The 2,408-nt window shown below is 68.5% G+C and carries 3 protein-coding genes; 1 reads left to right on the top strand and 2 read right to left on the bottom strand.

The annotated features are described in order from the left end of the window. Positions 1-654: 654 nt before the first annotated feature. Complete coding sequence (locus ACFWBT_RS42625; RefSeq protein ID WP_385710114.1) at positions 655-1,110, bottom strand: ATP-binding protein; 456 nt, start codon at positions 1,108-1,110, stop codon at positions 655-657. A gap of 156 nt (positions 1,111-1,266) precedes the next feature. Here ACFWBT_RS42625 and ACFWBT_RS42620 point away from each other — a divergent pair, with 156 nt between their 5' ends. Further along, positions 1,267-1,632: an STAS domain-containing protein gene (locus ACFWBT_RS42620; RefSeq protein WP_385710111.1), complete on the top strand. Its 366-nt coding sequence runs from the start codon at positions 1,267-1,269 to the stop codon at positions 1,630-1,632. Between the two features lie 213 nt (positions 1,633-1,845). On the opposite strand, the gene ACFWBT_RS42615 is transcribed toward ACFWBT_RS42620, so the two are convergent. After that, positions 1,846-2,408, bottom strand: a 563-nt coding sequence (locus ACFWBT_RS42615; protein ID WP_385710108.1) for a SigB/SigF/SigG family RNA polymerase sigma factor, incomplete at its 5' end; no start/stop codon positions are given.

Genomic DNA, 2,408 nt, shown 5'->3' with positions numbered 1-2,408 from the left:
CGGGTGGCAGGTCCGCCCAGTCGGCCCAGCCGGCGAGCGCTGCCGGGGCGATTCCGGCCAGTCCGACGGCCGTGAGGATCGTGGGCGCACGCCGGCCGGCCGGCACGATGTCCAGTACGGGGACACCCAGAGTGTGACGTCCCGGGTTTCCCTGGTGCCCTAGCCGGCGGAGAACGGCCAGCCTGTCCAGGAGTGTTCGCCTACCGTCCTCGGCAGCAGGTGAGATCCGGCTGCTATCAGCGGCTGGGGTCGCCTGCATGAGGGAGAGTTCCGTGATCGTGTGCCCGCCCGGGAAGCATGAGGGCCGCGAGGTCGAATGGACGGGGTGCTGGTGGGCAGGGCGTGTGGTCTGCGTGATTTCGCTGAGTGCTGCGGCGTGCGGGGGTTGCGTCTTCTACGCGAGCTGCCGTTCCAGCTCCGTGCGGACGACGGTGCACAGTTGCAGTTCTCTGCCCCGACCGCGCCGGAACCACCCCCGCACGGGACCGTTCAGAGACCTAGATCACCACGTCGTCGGACCAGGCGGAACGACCGGAACCAGCCAGCATCAGGTACCCCGGGCGGCCTGGTCGGCCGGGGCGGGCGCAGGCCGAGATACGGGCTCGCAGAGGTGAGTCCGTCTCCCGAATGGCTGAGGCGAGAGCCCGGGTTCTGCTAGCCGGTGGCCGAACTGAGGGCGATGTCGGCGGTGATGCGCTTGCCGACGGGTGTCTGCTCCGTGGTGACGGTGCGGGCGAGGGCGGTGACGATCTCGAGGCCGTGCTGGCCGATGCGCCTCGGGTTCGGGGCCTTGGCGGTCGGCAGGTCGGGGTTGCTGTCCCAGAGTTCGACCTGCACGACGGGTCCGGTGATCCGTAGGTGCAGGAGGGCCGGTCCGGGGGCGTACTTGCGGGCGTTGGTGACCAGTTCGCTGACGATGAGCTGGACGATCTCCACGGTGGCGGTCATGACCGGGATGTCGTGGTCGTCTCGCACCTTCGTCAGGAAGGCGGCTGCGAGGTGGCGGGCCTGGGCGATGCGGGAGCCGTCGCTGTCCAGGGCGAGCGAGGTCTCCAACGGCGAGGCGGTATCTGACTGCCCACCGCCGACATTCCCGGATGTTTCGTCCATTTGTGCCCGCCTTCTGTCGGTTACCCCTCCAGGCGCCGTGCACACCGGCCCGGAACGTTGCCTGCGGCACAGCCACGGGGACGCGGCACCCGTAGGATGTTGCTCAGGGTTCCCTTCCAAGGTGTTGGCCGTACGAAGAGGATTGTTGAAAGGCGCGTGGCAGACATTCACGACACAGTCGAGCGGCCCGCCCGACTGTCGATCGCAGAGACAACTGCCGCGGACATCCGTGTCCTGGCCCTGAGTGGCGAGATCGATGCTGACAACGTCGGCTTCCTGCGCCAGGCCCTTGAGATAGACGCCAACGGACCGGCCCGGCTGGTCCTCGACTTCAGTGGCGTCGTTTTCATGGATTCGAGCGGCATCAGCGTCCTGGCTGCCGCACGGCGCGATGCCACGTCGGCCGGCGGCTGGATCCGGATGGCGGCCCTGAGCGCACCGGTGCAGCGCGTCGTGGAGATCGTCGGCCTCGACACGATCATCCCCTGCTACCCCACGCTCTCCCAGGCCCTCCTGCCGTGAGTCAGGGCGTCGAGCACCGACAGCCGCATGCCCGCGGGGCGTAGCCGACTCAGACAGGACGACACGGAGCGACTGCTCTCCGCGTATTCCCGACCCGCGCCTGACGCCGGCGGCGTACGTCCGGCGAGCGCCCCGCGGCGTGCCCAGATGCATAGGCGGCGTGTCCCATCCTCCCAGGGTGGGACGCGCCGCCGTCCGTGCGGAGAGCGGGGTTCAGTGGGTGGTGAGCATGCCTGTCCGCAGTTTGGCGAGGGTGCGGTTGAGCAGGCGGGAGACGTGCATCTGGGAGACGCCGAGGTGTTCGCCGATCTGGGCCTGGGTGCATTCGTCGACGAACCGCATGTGGATGATGCGCCGTTCGCGGTCGTCGAGTTCGGCTATCAGGGGGGCGAGGGCGTTGAAGTCCTCGACGAGTTCGAGGGCGTTGTCGTCGGTGCCGATGAAGTCGGCCAGCACGGCCTCGCCGTCGTCGCTGGAGCCGATGGTGGCGTCGAGGGAAGCGGACGTGTAGCCGTTGGAGGCGAGGCGTGCTTCGTTGACCTCTTCCTCGCTCAGGCACATCAGCTGGGAGAGTTCCTTGACGGTGGGGGTGCGGCCGAGCCGGCTGCGGAGCTCCTCGGTGGCCTTGGCGAGATGGATGCGGGCTTCCTGCAGGCGACGGGGGACGTGGACGGCCCACGAGGTGTCGCGGAAGAAGCGCTTGATCTCGCCGACGATGTAGGGGACGGCGAAGGAGGTGAACTCGACTTCGCGGGTCAGCTCGAACCGGTCGATGG

The sequence above is a fragment of the Streptomyces sp. NPDC060027 genome, from assembly GCF_042737005.1.
Lineage (GTDB): Bacteria > Actinomycetota > Actinomycetes > Streptomycetales > Streptomycetaceae > Streptomyces.
The sequence above is the reverse complement of the archived record's forward strand: the minus strand, read 5'-3'. Positions and strand labels throughout refer to the sequence as shown.